We start from the raw sequence: 16,479 nt of genomic DNA, 5'->3' as shown, positions 1-16,479 counted from the left end.
AGGATCTGACATCCTGTGCCTCAATTTGTCTTTTCAGAATCTTAATGAAAATCTTATTCTTCCGGAACTACGATCAGATCTTTTGTGAAGTGGTTCAGTACTTCGCATCCGTCCTCTGTTACGATAACAAGGTCTTCGATACGAACACCGATTCCTTCGTCCATCAGGTAGATACCCGGTTCGATGGAGAATACCTGTCCAACCTGGATGATGTCTTCGTTTACAGAAGAAACATCGCCGTATTCATGGTCTTCCATACCGATGGAATGTCCTGTTCTGTGTGTGAAGTATTCGCCATATCCTTTTTCTGTGATGTAGTTACGGCAGGCAAGGTCAACGTCACACATTCTTGCGCCCGGTTTTACAGCATCGATACCTCTCTGCTGAGCTTCTTTTACGATCTCGTATACTTCTCTTGCTTTGTCAGATACTTCTCCGATGAAGACTGTTCTTGTCATATCTGAGCAGTAATCATTTAAGATACCGCCGATATCAAGTACAACGCTGTCTCCACGTTTTCCTTTTGTATCATCTGTTACATGATGCGGATCTGCACCGGATTTTCCGTATGCTGTGATCGGGTCAAAGGAAACTCCTGAATGACCTGTAGCCGCATACATTTCGCGAACTTTTGCGTTCAGTTCGTTTTCTGTGTATCCTTTTACTACAAGCGGAATCAGCTCTTCCATAATCTTGTCGTTTGCAAGGGAAGCTTCTCTCATCAGCTGCTGCTCATGCTCGTCTTTTACCATTCTCACATAGTCAACGATCATAGAACCGTTAAGGAATTTGCTTCCTGCGCCTAATTCCTGAAGTCTGAGAAGGAATCTTGCAGGCCATACTTTATCAATTCCGATCGGTTTGTCTTTTTCAACAAACTGGCTTAAGATTTCAACTGCATCCTCTACATCATCATACCAAACAAGCTCAACACCAAGATCTTTTTCCTGTGGGAATAACTTATTAATTACAAGTTTGTGATTTCCGTTTACATTCAGGTAAAGAGCTAACATTCTTTCGCCCGGATGAATCCACTTACCTGTTAAGTAATAAATTGTCGGAGGATCGGAAATGATCATCTGCGGCATTCCCTGCTCTTCCATCTTTGTTAAGATTCTTCCTAATTTTGCTTGATCCATTGCTAATACCCCACTTTCAATATGTTTTTATCTAGCTGATATTATTATAATCTTGTCATATATAAAAGTCAATCATGGGGATGTCCTGAAAGCACTTTCAAGATGCCAAAAGCAGATCCTATATTGCCGCCTTCCAGAATGTATTTTTTTGCATTTTTCTGCAGACTGGTTCCTGCTGGAAGGTCTTTTGGATCGATGTCCCCGGGAACCTGAAACAGCCACTCCATATATTCCCTGTCATCTCTATTTTCCCTTATAATCTCAAAGCGGTTCTGAAAGGACCGGATCCGGGATGTTTCTGGCAGCATGGATTGCAGGGCCGGTGAAAGCAGCCAGGAATTGCAGGTATACCGGCACTCTTTCCATTCAGGATAATAGTTTCCAAAAAAGAGTTTTGCTCTGTTCAGAGAATCTTCTACCGCCTCCTTTGACAGATCCGCATCGGATGGAATATGAATACTGATTACCTTTTCGCCGTCTGTTTCCTTTCGCTCATATTCCAATTCCCCGATTCTGAAAATCGCCATACTTGTCTGACGATAAGTCCACCATCCTCTGTCAAAAAACATATGCCCGTTTTTCTTTTTGCACTCTTCCAGAAATCTCGGGAAACACTTCATGGTGTCCAGAAAAATAGTGTCTGGAATCATTTTTGCCTGACAGGTTTCACAGACCTGTCTGGCGCATTCCAACTGGCAATACAGCATTTTCAGATTCCCTTCATCTTCCGCAAGTACCGTTTGCAACTTCCGATAGGCCGATTCAGCTGTTTTCAGTTCCTGCATCTGCTGCAAAATCTCATTTACCTTTTCCAGATTTACTTCTTCGCCGATAATACATAATTTTTCTCTCATTTCCGGCTGTAAATCAATACGTTTATATAATTCTTCTAATGTCATCTGATTACTCCTGCATTTTTTAATCTGCTGAGATTATTATAGCAGGCACAGTGCTAAAACGGAAGCCGGACTGTACCCTCATCAAATCCACTATTCCTGAAAGAGCTCCACTCCGTTTGTCCGGATCACATTCTGGTACCAGTAAAAGCTGTCTTTTTTATAGCGGTTCAGGGTACCGCCTTCCTCTTCTTCCCGATCTACATAGACAAATCCGTAGCGTTTCTGGTAGCCGTTCAGCCAGCTTAAGAGGTCGGTGAAGGACCAGGTGCAGTACGCAAGAACCTGACATCCCTCTTCAATCGCTTCTCCCAGCGCCTTGATATGTTCTTTCAGATAGCAGATCCGGTACTCATCGTGAATCTCATTTTTTTCCGTTTTCTTGTCAAATGCGCCTAGTCCGTTTTCGGAAATGATAATCGGAAGTCCATAACGGCTTGTAATCTCACGGCAGCAGAACCACAGTCCGGACGGATCAATGCTCCAGTCCCAGTCGGTTGTCAGAAGATATGGATTTGCCGGATTCTTATAGATTCCCTGAATTCCCACTTCCTGAGCAGAGCCTTTGACACCGCTTGTATTCATCGTTCCATACGGTGTTACCCCATCTATCGGATTGTATTCGCAGACACAGCTCTGATAGTAATTTACGCCCATAAAGGTGATCTCTTTGGCCGCCTTTCTTAAGATCTCCTCATCGCCTTCAGCCATGTCCGGTGCGAATCCTTTCTTTCTTAAATAAGTAAGAGCTGCAATCGGATAACGTCCATATGCATAAACATCCATCCACCAGTAATTTTTCAGATCATCGTAATTTGCTTTTGCCATGGCATTGATGGGTTTACAGTCCAGTGCATAGGACGGGGTATATGCAAAACTTGCACCGATCTCGCCTTTTCCGCCCATCTCCCGGTAGGCAAGCACAGTTTTTGCATGAGCCATAAAAGCATGGTGATTCACCTGATAAAACATTTTCTGGTCATCAAATTTTCCAGGCGGATGCTGTGCAGTGAGCCATCCAAGGGAAGTGAAAATATTCTGCTCATTCAGTGTAATCCAGTATTTCACTTTATCTCCAAATCGTGTGAACAGTGTCTTTGCATAATTGACAAAGTCATCGATAATCTGCGGGCTTTCCCATCCCTGATAAGCGTCCACAAGTGCCTGAGGAAGATCCCAGTGGTAGATCGTCACCATTGGTTCGATCCGGTATTTCAGACATTCATCAATGATATTCTGGTAAAAGGCAACGCCTTCCTCATTAACTTTCCCTTTTCCTTCCGGGTAGATTCTTGCCCAGGAGATGGAAAAGCGGTAGGTCTTCAGTCCCATTTCTGCCATCAATGCAATATCCTCTTTGTATCTGTGATAATGATCAACCGCCACATCGCCTGTCGTCGCTTTAAATGTCTTTCCAGGAATACGTACGAATGTATCCCAGTTTGTTACGCCTTTGCCGCCTTCCTGCCAGCCGCCTTCAATCTGGTATGCGGCAGATGCGCTGCCCCATAAAAATCCTTCCGGAAATCCGGCTGCTTTCATCTGTTCCATTGCCTTTCCTCCTGCTTTCTTTTCTTATTTAATTACTAAAATCTCATCCAGTTCTTTCACCGGCCCGGTCACGTCAGCCTCCACGTCTTTGAATTTATCTGTGTTGGAGACGATAATCGGAGTCGTAATGTCATATCCCGCCTTGACAATTTCATCTTTGTCAAATTCCAGAATCACTTCTCCTTTTTTCACCTTGTCTCCGGATGACTTTTTCGGGTAGAAATATTTTCCTTCCAGATTTACAGTATCCATTCCAACGTGAATCAGAAGTTCTACCCCGTCTTCACTTGTCATTCCAACTGCATGTCCAGTCTCAAACATCACGTCAATCCGACCGTCGAACGGCGCTCTCACTTCCCCTTTTTCCGGGATCACCGCTGTTCCTTTTCCGAGGATTCCCTGTGAAAATGTCGCATCTTTTACCTCTTCCAGCGGAATACATTCTCCCTGCATCGGGCTGGATACGTGAATTTCTTCTCCTTCTTTAAGGAGTTTCTCTTCCAGTGCTTCCTCTTTTACATCCGCTTCCATTGTCACTTCATCCAGATCATCGTCCTCATCCACAATATCCTCAAATCCGATAATCATTGTTGCAATAAATGTCACTACAACTGTCAGAAGAATCGTAAGTGCTGCGATCAGAAGGCTGGATGCCCGGTCTTCCTCTACATACTGTACAATCGTTACAATCGCCGGTGTTGCAATACCAAAGCATTTCATCTGGAAGAATCCGCCGAACAGTCCTCCTACAGCCGCTCCAATACATGCGCCAAGCATCGGCCGTTTCAGACGAAGTGTTACACCGTAAAGAGCAGGCTCCGTAATTCCGGCAAACAGTGCGGAAAATGCGGAAGAACCGGCAATCTGTTTGAAATCTTTGTTTTTACTTTTGATGGATACTGCAAGCGCCGCCGCACCCTGTGCCATGTTGGAGCAGAGTTCTCCGATACAGATAAAGTTTTCATATCCTGTTGTCGCGATCATTCCAAGCTTGATCGGTGTAAATGCATGGTGCATTCCTGCCATCACGACAAACGGATAGATACCGGCTACAATACCGATTGCGATAAATCCAAGCTTGTCGTGAACAAAGTATACCGCGTCAGACAATACATTTCCGAAAATAGCCCCAAGAGGTCCTAACACGATCAGTGCAATCGGTGCTTCAATCAGTACGACCAGCATCGGTTTTAAGAAGTTCTTTGTCACCACAGGAGTAATCTTGTCTACCAGTTTTTCCACATATTTCAGCGACCACACCGCAAGGATAATCGGAATAACCGAGTAGGAATAAGATGCATACGTTACCGGGATGAATCCCAGAAATTTTACTATTTCGCCTGCTTCATTTGCCTCGCTCATCAGAGAAATAAAATTCGGATGCAGCATAATCAGTGCGATACTTGCCGCATAATACATATTGGTGCCGAATTTCTTGGATGCGGAAATCGCAATCAGCACCGGCATAAAGAAGAATGCACCGTCACCCATTACACTTAACAGATTGTAGGTATCTCCTTCAGTACTCAGCACTCCAATCATCGGAAGGAGCGTTAAAAGTACCTTGATCATTGCCGCACCGATGATGGCCGGAATAACCGGAGCCATAATGCCGGAAATCGTATCCATCAGCATGGAAACCACATTCTTTTTCTCTTTCTTCTCCGGCGCCTTTTTCGGAGCCTCACTTGAGAAATTGCCAAGCTTATTGAGCTCTGCATATACATTGGCTACATCATTTCCAATAATGATCTGATACTGGCCCGCCTTCTTCATGACGCCCATAACGCCTTTTGTCTTTTTTACCGCCTCATCATCTACGATGGACTCATCTTTCAGTGTGAATCGAAGTCTTGTCATACAATGTACAAGACTGATTACATTTTCTTTTCCCCCTACACGCTGCAGGATTTTTTTGGCTACACTTGCGTAATCCATGTCTTCACCTCTTCATATCATATTTGATAACTCCGGAATTTCCCGGAAAATACAAAGACCTGACCACAAAAGCACGTACATTCCCGGGATGTACGCTCTTTTTGCGGTCAGGTCTTGCTTAACTGAATAATAACAAACCTGTGAACTACTCTTGTTGTTCATCCAATATTCTTTTTATATGAATCAGCAGATACAGCTCTTCATCAATACTAAGCCTGTACCCGTACTGCTTTTCGATAAACTGTGCCACTTTTTCCACGCCGGTATATGCCCGGCTGTTCTGCACTACCATGGCACGGTAGATTTCCTCCATGCTGTCCTGATACACTTCGCCGTCCATAACCCGGGCGGAAAAGAACTTCAAATGTGTCAGAAATCTCTGATAGGATACGGAATCCTCATCGAAATCAATCTTAAAATGCATTTTTACAATCTTGATAATTGCATTGATCAGTTCTGTAATCTTCTGCACATCTGAAACTTCACTTGTCTCGAACTCGGAAGATACGATATGCATGGCAATAAATGCCGCCTCATCTTCTCCAAGATCAATCCCTGTCTTTTTCTCAATCCATTCGATTGCCTGACAGCCGATCCGGTACTCCTGAGGGTAAAACTTCCTGATCTCATGACGCATCATGTTTTTCAGGCTGATCCCGTTCTGATAACGCTCGACTGCGGAATTGATATGATCAGTCAGCGTTACATACAAAGTATCCCGGACTTTCAATCCCGCATTTCTCGCCGAAACCACGACTTTCCCGGCCGTCTCCAGATACTTCTCCGAAATCTCCCGAACCACCTGCTGAAGCCGGTGATTATCTTCTTCACTTTGCAGGCAGTAAATCTTCTCTACAAGAGATTTATCCAGTTCCTCGCCTTTTTTCTTTTTAAATCCAATACCGGCACCGGTGATGATGATTTCCTTTCCCTGCCGGTCTGTCGATACGACCGCGTTCGTGTTTAGAACTCTGACAATTTTCACTTGCTCTCATCCCTTCCGGTAAGCGGCGAAACAGCGAAGTACTTTGATGCAAAATAAAAAACTGCCTACAATACCAGTCCATCAGTATTATAAACAGTCTTGCTTACCATTACGTAATAACAAACTTCATTTACGCATCTATATTATCAGCTTCAGCTTCATTTGTCCACTATAATTTTTCTTTTCATCATTTATCATAATTTTATTTCTTTATTTTTAGGCAAAACATCCAAAATTGTCCCCCTACTTCTATTATCGATTTTCTCTATCCTTCTTATAGTCTGTTTCTATTTTCAATCTTTTTGGATTTTTCCTATAATATCTAGTATAATTATAATTGACAACCAAGGAGGAACCAAAATGCCAGAATTTTCTTTACCGGAAAACTTTGAAACTTACCCGGAAGCCCGCAAGAAGGCATTTATCACCATGAAAGAACTAAAAGAGCAGAGCCGCCGGATCGTCGGGGTCTTCTGTACCTATACCCCGTGGGAACTGATCCTTGCCGCGGATGCCGTTGCCGTTGTTCTGTGCGGAATCGGAGACGACAACATCCCTGCTGCCGAGCTCCGGCTTCCGAAAAACCTCTGTCCGCTCATCAAGGCCAGCTATGGTGCCGCTGTGACCGACCGGTGCCCGTTCTTTTATTTTTCGGATATGGTTCTGGCCGAAACAACCTGTGACGGGAAGAAAAAGATGTACGAGCTGATGGGCGAGCTGAAACACTGCCACATCATGCAGCTTCCGCCCGGAAAGACCGGACGGGGTGCGCTGGAATTCTGGAAACAGGAAGTCATCAGCGTAAAGGAAGATCTGGAACAGTTTTACGGCATTACCATTACAGAAGATAAAATCCGGGATGCCATCAAGCTCCGGAACCGGGAACGCAAAGCTGTCCTTGACTTCTTCGAGGTGGCACGGCTGAAACCATCCCCGATCAGCGGCTATGAAATCAATACCGTGATTTCTTCCAACGAATTTTCACCGGATCTGGAAGAAAAAATCGCATTTCTCAACCAACGTACCGCCGAATTAAAAGATCTTTATGAACGTGAATATAAAGGAAAGCCGTCCCGGCCGCGTGTCCTCATTACCGGATGTCCGACAAACGGCGTCATGGACAAGATCGTGAAACGGATTGAGGAGCTTGGAGCCGACGTTGTTGGATTTGAAAACTGCTGCGGCCCTCGTGAAAAGAAAGATCCGATTGATGAAGAAAAGGATCCGATCACTGCGATTGCAGAGAAATATCTCCGCGTCAACTGCTCCGTCATGAGTCCGAACCCTGGCCGTCTCGAAGCTCTGGATGTGCAGATCGATGAATACCAGGTGGACGGTGTCGTGGAAGTGCTGCTTCAGGCATGCCACACCTTTGCTATCGAATCCGACGCGGTCAAGAAATTTGTCACACAGAAGAAGCATATTCCATATATTGCCATTAACACCGACTATTCCCCGTCGGATCAGGCACAGATCGATACAAGACTCGGCGCTTTTGTCGAACTGTTACAGTAACGATTGACACCATTTGCTTTAACAAGAAAAGAGGAAAAACATTATGAAACTGCTTGCACTTGACATGGACGGAACCTGTCTGAATTCCTACAGTAAAATCAGCAAAAAGACAATGGATGCGTTATACCTTGCCCGGACATCGGGGATTGAGATTGTCCCTACTACCGGACGCGCGCTCTCCTGTATTCCGCATCAGCTCAGGAAAACGGGCCTGTTCCGCTATGTCATCTCCTCCAACGGTGCTGTTGCCGTAGATCTGAAAGAACGAAAGACTCTCTTCCGTGCTCTCATGCCTTACGAAGCAGCGGCGACAATTATTGAATCCTGCCAGGGGCCGGATCTGAAAATGGCGGCACATATCCGCCATGATTATCTGTTGCAGGGTCAGCTTCTGCCTTTCTTCGGACATCTGATCTATGGCCGTGACGCCTCCCATGCAAAAGCGGTGCCGGATCTTGCAGAATTTATCCGAAGCCGGCACGCGGACGTGGAGGAGCTGCAGTTTTTCCTTCTCACAAAAAAAGCCAGGGAACGTACCAGACGCATCGTGTCTGAGTTCCCTGAGCTTTCTTCTGCCCGCACATCGTATTATGCGGAAATTTATTCCTCCAATGCCACCAAGGGCACTGCCCTTTCAGCCGTAGCAGACTATCTTTCTGTCTCAAAGGACGAGATCGCCTGCATCGGTGACGGCGAAAATGATATTACCATGTTTCAGGCATCCGGACTGCGCTTTGCGATGGGGAATGCCGTACCGGCCTTAAGATCCATGGCCGATGTTGTTGTTTCCTCCAACAACCACGACGGTGTTGCCGAGGCTGTGCGTTCCCTGCTTACAGCTTTTTTATGAACAGTGCACGGATCGCATTCAGCACTGCCAGAATCATAACCCCGACATCCGCAAAAATAGCCAGCCACATATTTGCGATTCCTACCGCTCCCAGAAGCAGGCAGATCAGCTTAATACCGATGGCAAATACAATATTCTGGTAAACAATCCGCAGGCATTTCCGGGATATCCGGATCGCCTTTGCAATCTTCATCGGATCATCATCCATCAGCACTACATCCGCCGCCTCGATCGCTGCATCCGATCCCATGGCTCCCATGGCGATTCCGATATCCGCACGTCCCAGAACCGGGGCGTCATTGATTCCGTCGCCCACAAATGCCAGTGCCGATTTTTCCGGTTTTTCCTTTAAAAGCTCTTCCACTTTTTTTACCTTATCCGCAGGAAGCAGTTCACTGTAAACCATATCGATTCCAAGCTCTGCAGCTACTTTATCCGCCACTTTTGCAGCATCTCCGGTCAGCATCACTGTTTTTGTGACCCCTGCTTTTTTCAATGTCTGTACAGCCTCTCTGGCATGCGGCTTCACAATATCCGAAATCACGATATGACCTGCATACGCGCCGTCTATCGCCATATGGATAATCGTTCCGGCCAGATGGCAGTTCTGATAAGGAATTCCCAGACGCTCCATGAGCTTGTCATTTCCCGCCGCCACTTCCACACCGTCCACGCGGGCCGTCACACCGTTGCCGCTGATCTCCTGAATGTTCTCCACACGGGAACGGTCTATCGCTTTCCCGTAGGCATTCTGCAGACTCCTGCTGATCGGGTGGGAAGACGCACTCTCCGCAAGAGCCGCATATTCGAGCAGTTTTTCCTCCTCCATGGAATTGTGATGAATGGCATTGACTTCAAAGACGCCCTTCGTCAGTGTTCCGGTCTTGTCAAAGACCACCGTCTTTGTCCGTGAAAGCGTTTCCAGATAATTGGAACCCTTTACGAGAACTCCTGCATTACCTGCCCCTCCGATTCCTGCAAAGAAACTAAGCGGAATGCTGATCACAAGGGCACATGGGCAGCTGATGACAAGGAAGGTGAGCGCCCGGTAGATCCAGGTTCCCCAGTCCGCCGGAAGCCCCATGAAAAGCATCCGGACAAGCGGCGGCAGGAATGCAAGTGCCAGTGCCGCATAGCAGACCGCAGGCGTATATACCCGGGCAAATCTGGAGATAAAATCTTCTGAACGGGATTTTCTGGAGCTTGCATTCTCCACCAGATCCAGAATCTTCGATACTGTAGATTCGCCAAATTCTTTTGTGGTCCGGATTTTCAGAACGCCTGTCATGTTAATACATCCACTGATAATCTCATCCCCTGCTTTCGCATCTTTTGGAAGACTTTCTCCTGTCAGCGCACTGGTATTTAAAGTGGAGTTCCCCTCTACAATAATACCGTCAAGGGGTACCTTTTCTCCAGGCTGAACTACAATCGTACTTCCAATTTCTACATCATACGGATCTACTTTTTCCAGTTTTCCGTCTCTTTCCATATTGGCGTAATCCGGACGGATATCCATCAGCTCGCTGATATTGCGCCGGCTCTTTCCAACCGCATAGCTCTGGAACCACTCTCCGATCTGGTAAAAGAGCATGACGGCGATTGCCTCCGTATAATCTCCGCTCCTTTCATAAAGTGCCAGAGCAATGGCTCCGATCGTTGCCACTGCCATCAGGAAACACTCGTCAAACACCTGGCCGTTCCGGATCCCTTTGAATGCCTTCAGTAAAATATCATAACCGATCACGAGATACGGGATCAAGTACAGTACAAACCGGAGCCAGCCTTCTGCCGGGACAAAATTCAGTCCGACAAGAAGCAGGGCCGCAATCAAAATCCGCACCAGCATGATTTTCTGTTTTTTTGTCATAGTAATTCCCTTCTTTCATTTTTATATATGCTCATATATTCATATATTATTCTTAAGAAATGCACCGCAGAATCTTTCTTGTAAATCTACGGTGCACTTATTCAAAAACGAACATTTTAAAGAAAGATCTCACAGTCAGCCTCTACCTTTTTGCAGTTTTTGAGGACTTCCTGCATCACTTCCTTCGGATTCTGTCCATCTTCAAACTCAACATTCATCTTCAGCAGCATAAAATTAACAACAGCATCTTTTACACCCGGAGTCTTCTTTGCCGCAGCTTCCATTTTATTTGCGCAGTTCGCACAGTCTACTTCGATCTTATAACTTCTTTTCATGATTCTACATCCTTTCTGTTACTCTTGCTTAATTAAACAACTGTTTAATCGTTTGTCTTTATGATAGCATATCTTCCTTTCAGGTCAATAATCATCTCAAATTCCCTTCCAAACCGGCTAAATCTATTTCCTTTTGGGCAAATTCCTTCTTCTTCACGGAAATTTCTTCTGCCTTGTTTTCTTTCGTTCATGCTGTTATAGTAAAAATAGCATCAAAGGAGGAATCGCTTATGAAAACTTTACCACATGATCACGGCCAGACATTTGAACACATGCCGGATCAGATTCCAAATCCGGAAGACTTTCAGATTGTCGCGGATCTGTTCAAACAGATGAGCGATCAGAGCCGGATCCGGATTTTCTGGCTTTTATGCCACTGCGAGGAATGTGTCATCAATATCTCCTCGCTTGTAGAAATGAGCAGCCCGGCAGTCTCCCACCATCTGAAACAGTTAAAAATCACCGGACTGATTGTCAGCCGGCGGGAAGGAAAAGAAGTCTATTATAAAGCGGCCGACACGGTACAGGCTCAACTGCTTCATCGCATGATCGAGCAGGTGATCCAGATTTCCTGTCCTTCTTCCTCACCCAGTCATAAAGAGGGGAAATAGAATATGAAACATGAGCCATTCATTCAGATCGAATCTATTTTATGCGATATTCCAAACGGTTCCCTTGTTCTTGAACAGCACACGGATGATCATCAGGGAAGCAACCTGTTTACAGAGCAGTTCGAATCACAGACGTCCGGAAAAGGGAAACTGGAGATCTATCCTGTATTTCCCGGCATCCTGCTTTCTCTCGACTGGTTTCTGGCAGATCAGGTCTCTTTCCGGCATGGTGCCAACCGTCATATTCTTGAAATTACCCACTGCCGTTTCGGCCGAATCGGTTGGAATTTCAAAAGCGGAACCTCCGTCTACCTCGGAAGCGGGGATCTGTCCCTGCACAGTACAGACTGCTGTGCAGATTCTGTTATGACATTTCCGCTTGGTTACTGCGAAGGGATCAGTATTTTTATCAATCTGAAAGAACTTTCTTTGCACATGCCTCCGATTTTACGGGACATAATGCTGGATCCGGACCTTCTATATCGATGGTTCTGTCTGCCGGAGACCCCGGCCGTTCTTCCGTCCGGGCCGGATATTGACGTCATTTTCCGCCCATTATACGGACTTCCGGAACAGCTCCGCATGCCATATTTTAAATTGAAAGTTCAGGAACTGCTTCTCTATTTATACCGCCTGTCCCCGGAGATCTCGGCCCCTGCCCAGGTCCAGTCCCGGCAGGCCGCACTGATGCAGGAGATCCATCATCAGCTTACGGAACACCTGGACCGCCGGTATACGATTGAAGAGCTGTCCCGCCAGTATCTGATCAACACTTCCTCGCTCAAAGAAATTTTTAAAGGCGTTTACGGAATGCCCATTGCAACTTATATGAAAGAATTCCGGATCCGCAAGGCGATGGAACTTCTGCAGCAGACAGACGATAGCATTGCCGAGATTGCCGCAAAAGTAGGATACGAAACACAGGGGAAATTCGCCAAGGCATTTAAAGAATTTACCAATCTGACACCGAGCAGTTATCGAAAAAAATACAGAGAAGGAAATTTTATCCAGCAGAAGCGGACAGACGTATGAAAACGTCTGTCCGTTTTTCTACTTCTTCCATTTGGACTAATTTTATTTCTGATTGGGCAAGTCAAACTTTTTGTTTTGGATTATACTAAAGCCACACAGATACTCATACCCCGTATATGTGTATTTGTTTCCTCATAAGAATATACATGGTCGTGATGCGGCGGTTTTATTCCAGCCGTGCGGCCAGAAAGGAGAATAGATATGCAGGAAAAATACAATGTGACCGGCATGAGCTGTGCTGCCTGCTCTTCCCGTGTGGAAAAAGCAGTCTCGGCTCTTCCCGGCATGAAAGAGTGTTCGGTCAACCTCTTAAAAAACAGCATGGTCGTCAACTACGATGACCAGACTTTGACCGGAGCCGATATTATTCAGGCAGTCGAGAAGGCCGGATACGGTGCTTCCTTACAGACTGGAGGGCAGAAGAAAGCATCTTCCGCAACAGCGCAGTCCGCATCTGCCATTGCCGCAAAGCAAGAATATGAGAGCATGAAACGGAGGGTGATCTGGTCCTTTGTCTTCACGGTCCCGCTGTTTTATCTTTCCATGGGACATATGATGGGCTGGCCGCTGCCGGATATTTTCCTTGGCACGGAAAATTCCATGATCTACGCCTTTACCCTGTTTCTACTCCTGATTCCGGTCGTATTTATCAACTTCAAATACTACCGTGTCGGGTTTAAGACACTGATTCACAGATCCCCGAACATGGATTCCCTGATCGCCCTCGGATCCGGCGCTTCTCTCGCATACGGCATCTACGCATTGTACAAGATCTCATTCGGTCTCGGACACGGGGATATCGCGATGGTGCATCAATTTTCCCACGACCTGTACTTTGAGGGTGCAGGCACGATCCTGACGCTGATCACCCTCGGCAAGTTTTTCGAGGCACGTGCAAAAGGCAGGACTTCCGATGCCATCAACAAGCTTCTGAACCTTGCCCCGAAGACCGCAACCGTCATCCGTGACGGTGTGGAATCCACAATTCCGGTGGAAGAACTGGAAAAAGGTGATATACTGATTGTAAAGGCCGGCGAATCCATCCCGGTAGACGGAATCCTGATGGAAGGCTCTGCCTCCATTGATGAATCTGCGATAACAGGCGAAAGTATTCCTGTTGACAAGCAGGCCGGAGATAAAGTTATCGGCGCAACTGTCAATAAGAGTGGATATTTCAAAATGCAGGCAACCAAAGTCGGGGACGAAACCGCTCTTGCACAGATTATCCGTCTCGTGGATGAAGCGACCAGTTCCAAGGCTCCGATCGCAAAGCTTGCAGATAAGGTAGCCGGCGTTTTCGTCCCAATTGTCATTACCATTGCCATTGTTTCCGCTGTTGTCTGGATGATCCTGGGAGCATCCTTTGAATTTGCGCTGACCATCGCCGTTTCCGTTCTGGTTGTCTCCTGTCCATGTGCGCTTGGACTTGCGACTCCGACCGCAATCATGGTCGGCACCGGCCGCGGCGCTACAAACGGAATTCTGATCAAGTCCGCAGAGGCGCTGGAAACCGCCCACTCGATCCAGACGGTTGTCATGGATAAGACGGGTACAATCACCCAGGGAAAACCGATGGTGACCGATATTGTCTGCGAGCCGAAAGTGTCGGAAGCCCGACTTCTTCAAGTGGCTGCATCTCTGGAAAAGCTCTCTGAGCATCCACTTGGACATGCGATTGTCGAGGAAGCAGAAAACCACCAGATCGCGTATCTTGCAGTACAGAACTTTCAGCAGATACCGGGGCAGGGCATCAAGGGAACAATCGACGGCGTAGAATATCTGGCCGGCAACCAGAAGATGATGGACGCCTTTTCCATCCATGATCCGGCACTGGAGCAGTTACAGGATAAAATGGCATCCGACGGCAAGACACCGTTATACTTTGCCGAAGGCGGACGGCTTCTTGGCATGATCGCTGTAGCCGATGTCGTAAAACCGACAAGCCGTCATGCTGTCAAAGAGCTTCAGGCCATGGGAATTGAAGTCGTCATGCTGACCGGAGACCACAAAAAGACTGCCGAAGCAATCCGCCGGCAGGTCGGTGTGGACCGAGTTATCGCCGAAGTGCTCCCTCAGGATAAGGAAGAAGAAATCCGCCGGATTCAGGAAAGCGGCAAAAAAACCGCCATGGTCGGTGATGGAATCAACGATGCTCCGGCCCTTGCCAGAGCAGATGTCGGAATCGCCATCGGCGCAGGTACTGACATCGCCATGGAATCCGCTGACATTGTCCTGATGAAGAACGACCTGCTGGATGTAGCAGGCGCCATCGAACTGAGCAAAGCGACCATCCGCAACATCAAGGAAAACCTGTTCTGGGCCTTTTTCTACAATGCAATCTGTATCCCTGTTGCTGCCGGATGCTTCTACACCGCCTTTGGTCTGAAAATGAATCCGATGGTTGCGGCTCTCGCCATGAGCTTCAGTTCCGTCTTTGTCGTAAGCAATGCACTCCGCCTGCGCTTCTTCAAGCCGAAACACGGATCCGCTGCCGCTTCCGCCAATACGGAGACAGAGATAAAGCCGTTTACTGTTACACACACGACGATAGCAGAACACGTCTCTTCCGAAGAGCCTTCCGCCAGGGAAGCCCTCCCGCAAGAAGACTGCTGTCAAAATAAAACGAAACAAAATACAGGAGGTATCACAATGAAAAAACAACTCTCAGTAGAAGGAATGATGTGCCAGAACTGCGTAAAGCACGTAAAGAAAGCTCTTGAAGCAATCGAGGGTGCAACGGATGTTGTTGTCAGCCTGGAAGACAAGACAGCAACTGTCTGTGTACCGGAATCCGTTACAGATGAAATGCTCACTGCCGCTGTTACAGAAGAAGGATATGAAGTAACAGGCGTTCAGACCATTGCTTAAATAGCTTCATTACTCTCTATTTGCACAAAAGCTGGAAGAAACCGTGCCTTTCAAAAGGACTGGTTTCTTCCAGCTTTATTTTTACATATTAGTAGTTCTTTTTATGCACTTCAAAGTAGGACTGGCTGTAGCTGCATACCGGGCATACATCCGGAGCTTTTGTTCCTACATGGATGTGTCCACACACGCGGCATTCCCATACAGTTTCTTCGATTTTCTCAAATACCTGTCCTTTTTCAAGATTCTCCAGAAGCTGTCTGTAACGTTCCTCATGACGTTTTTCGATCGCGCCTACTCTCCGGAACCGTTCTGCAAGATCATGAAAACCTTCTTCCTCGGCATCTTTCGCCATGCGCTCATACATATCGGTCCACTCATAATTTTCTCCTGCTGCTGCCGCCAGGAGGTTTTCTTTACTTGTCCCGATGTGTCCTAATTCCTGATACCACAGGCGGGCATGTTCCTGTTCGTTGCGGGCTGTCTGGAGGAATAATTCCGCTATCTGCTCATATCCTTCTCTCTGTGCAACCTGCGCAAAAAAGGTGTATTTATTTCTTGCCTGGCTTTCCCCTGAGAATGCTTCCTGAAGATTCTTTTCTGTCTTTGTTCCGGCATACGGAGAAGTTCCTGCCGCCGGTATTTCCTCTATCTTTTCAAAAGAGGATGCCGGCTGTTTGCAGATCGGACATACAAAGTCTTCCGGCAGAGTCTCTCCTTCATAAATATAACCACAGATCTTACATTTCCATTTTGTCATTGTGTTGTCGAGCGACACTTTCTGGTAGCCACAAACAGCATTTTATAATCGCCAACTTTTCCAGAAAAAAAGCACAATCGCATCTCAACGACACGGTCATGCCTCTTTTCCTGCATTCTTTCAGCTCAGTGC

13 protein-coding genes are annotated in these 16,479 nt (G+C 46.6%); 5 read left to right on the top strand and 8 right to left on the bottom strand.

The window, feature by feature from the left end; all coding sequences use genetic code 11:
* Positions 1-53 precede the first annotated feature (53 nt).
* The 5 genes from Selli1_RS08715 to licT all read right to left on the bottom strand — a co-directional run bounded on the left by Selli1_RS08715 (position 54) and on the right by licT (position 6,509).
* Positions 54-1,139 carry a M24 family metallopeptidase gene (locus tag Selli1_RS08715; RefSeq protein ID WP_087166789.1) on the bottom strand — a complete coding sequence of 362 codons (1,086 nt, stop codon included), beginning with the start codon at positions 1,137-1,139 and terminating at the stop codon, positions 54-56.
* Between the two features lie 68 nt (positions 1,140-1,207).
* Positions 1,208-2,038 (bottom strand): acyltransferase domain-containing protein, encoded by an 831-nt coding sequence (locus tag Selli1_RS08710; RefSeq protein ID WP_281872746.1) that lies wholly within the window; start codon positions 2,036-2,038, stop codon positions 1,208-1,210.
* Between the two features lie 90 nt (positions 2,039-2,128).
* Positions 2,129-3,586, bottom strand: coding sequence for a glycoside hydrolase family 1 protein (locus Selli1_RS08705; protein ID WP_281872745.1), 1,458 nt, complete (start codon positions 3,584-3,586; stop codon positions 2,129-2,131).
* 24 nt (positions 3,587-3,610) lie between these two features.
* Positions 3,611-5,524: a beta-glucoside-specific PTS transporter subunit IIABC gene (locus Selli1_RS08700; protein ID WP_204863666.1), complete on the bottom strand. Its 1,914-nt coding sequence runs from the start codon at positions 5,522-5,524 to the stop codon at positions 3,611-3,613.
* A 145-nt stretch (positions 5,525-5,669) separates the two neighbouring features.
* On the bottom strand, positions 5,670-6,509 hold the full coding sequence (gene licT / locus Selli1_RS08695) for a BglG family transcription antiterminator LicT (protein ID WP_087252247.1): 840 nt from the start codon (positions 6,507-6,509) through the stop codon (positions 5,670-5,672).
* A gap of 360 nt (positions 6,510-6,869) precedes the next feature.
* Here licT and Selli1_RS08690 point away from each other — a divergent pair, with 360 nt between their 5' ends.
* Together Selli1_RS08690 and Selli1_RS08685 are read left to right on the top strand one after the other, a co-directional pair.
* Complete coding sequence (locus Selli1_RS08690) at positions 6,870-8,024, top strand: double-cubane-cluster-containing anaerobic reductase (protein ID WP_281872743.1); 1,155 nt, start codon at positions 6,870-6,872, stop codon at positions 8,022-8,024.
* Between the two features lie 43 nt (positions 8,025-8,067).
* Positions 8,068-8,874: a Cof-type HAD-IIB family hydrolase gene (locus Selli1_RS08685; RefSeq protein ID WP_281872742.1), complete on the top strand. Its 807-nt coding sequence runs from the start codon at positions 8,068-8,070 to the stop codon at positions 8,872-8,874.
* On the opposite strand, the gene Selli1_RS08680 is transcribed toward Selli1_RS08685, so the two are convergent.
* Positions 8,858-10,744: a heavy metal translocating P-type ATPase gene (locus tag Selli1_RS08680; RefSeq protein ID WP_281872741.1), complete on the bottom strand. Its 1,887-nt coding sequence runs from the start codon at positions 10,742-10,744 to the stop codon at positions 8,858-8,860. The two genes, Selli1_RS08685 and Selli1_RS08680, sit on opposite strands and share 17 nt — an antisense overlap.
* 116 nt (positions 10,745-10,860) lie before the next feature.
* Complete coding sequence (locus Selli1_RS08675; protein ID WP_087166782.1) at positions 10,861-11,079, bottom strand: cation transporter; 219 nt, start codon at positions 11,077-11,079, stop codon at positions 10,861-10,863.
* A 230-nt stretch (positions 11,080-11,309) separates the two neighbouring features.
* Here Selli1_RS08675 and Selli1_RS08670 point away from each other — a divergent pair, with 230 nt between their 5' ends.
* The 3 genes from Selli1_RS08670 to Selli1_RS08660 all read left to right on the top strand — a co-directional run bounded on the left by Selli1_RS08670 (position 11,310) and on the right by Selli1_RS08660 (position 15,590).
* Positions 11,310-11,690, top strand: coding sequence for an ArsR/SmtB family transcription factor (locus tag Selli1_RS08670; protein WP_281872740.1), 381 nt, complete (start codon positions 11,310-11,312; stop codon positions 11,688-11,690).
* Positions 11,691-11,693: 3 nt separating this feature from the next.
* The gene (locus Selli1_RS08665) at positions 11,694-12,722 is read left to right on the top strand and encodes a helix-turn-helix domain-containing protein (protein ID WP_087166780.1); all 1,029 of its coding nucleotides are present in this window, start codon (positions 11,694-11,696) and stop codon (positions 12,720-12,722) included.
* A gap of 201 nt (positions 12,723-12,923) precedes the next feature.
* Positions 12,924-15,590 (top strand): heavy metal translocating P-type ATPase, encoded by a 2,667-nt coding sequence (locus Selli1_RS08660; protein WP_281872739.1) that lies wholly within the window; start codon positions 12,924-12,926, stop codon positions 15,588-15,590.
* A gap of 88 nt (positions 15,591-15,678) precedes the next feature.
* Here Selli1_RS08660 and rbr read toward each other — a convergent pair whose 3' ends face one another.
* Positions 15,679-16,347 (bottom strand): rubrerythrin, encoded by a 669-nt coding sequence (gene rbr, locus Selli1_RS08655; protein ID WP_281872737.1) that lies wholly within the window; start codon positions 16,345-16,347, stop codon positions 15,679-15,681.
* Positions 16,348-16,479 lie beyond the last annotated feature (132 nt).

Source organism: Sellimonas catena, from assembly GCF_027924685.1.
GTDB lineage: Bacteria > Bacillota > Clostridia > Lachnospirales > Lachnospiraceae > Sellimonas > Sellimonas catena.
Note: the sequence above shows the minus strand (reverse complement) of the source record. Positions and strands in the feature narration are given on the sequence as shown.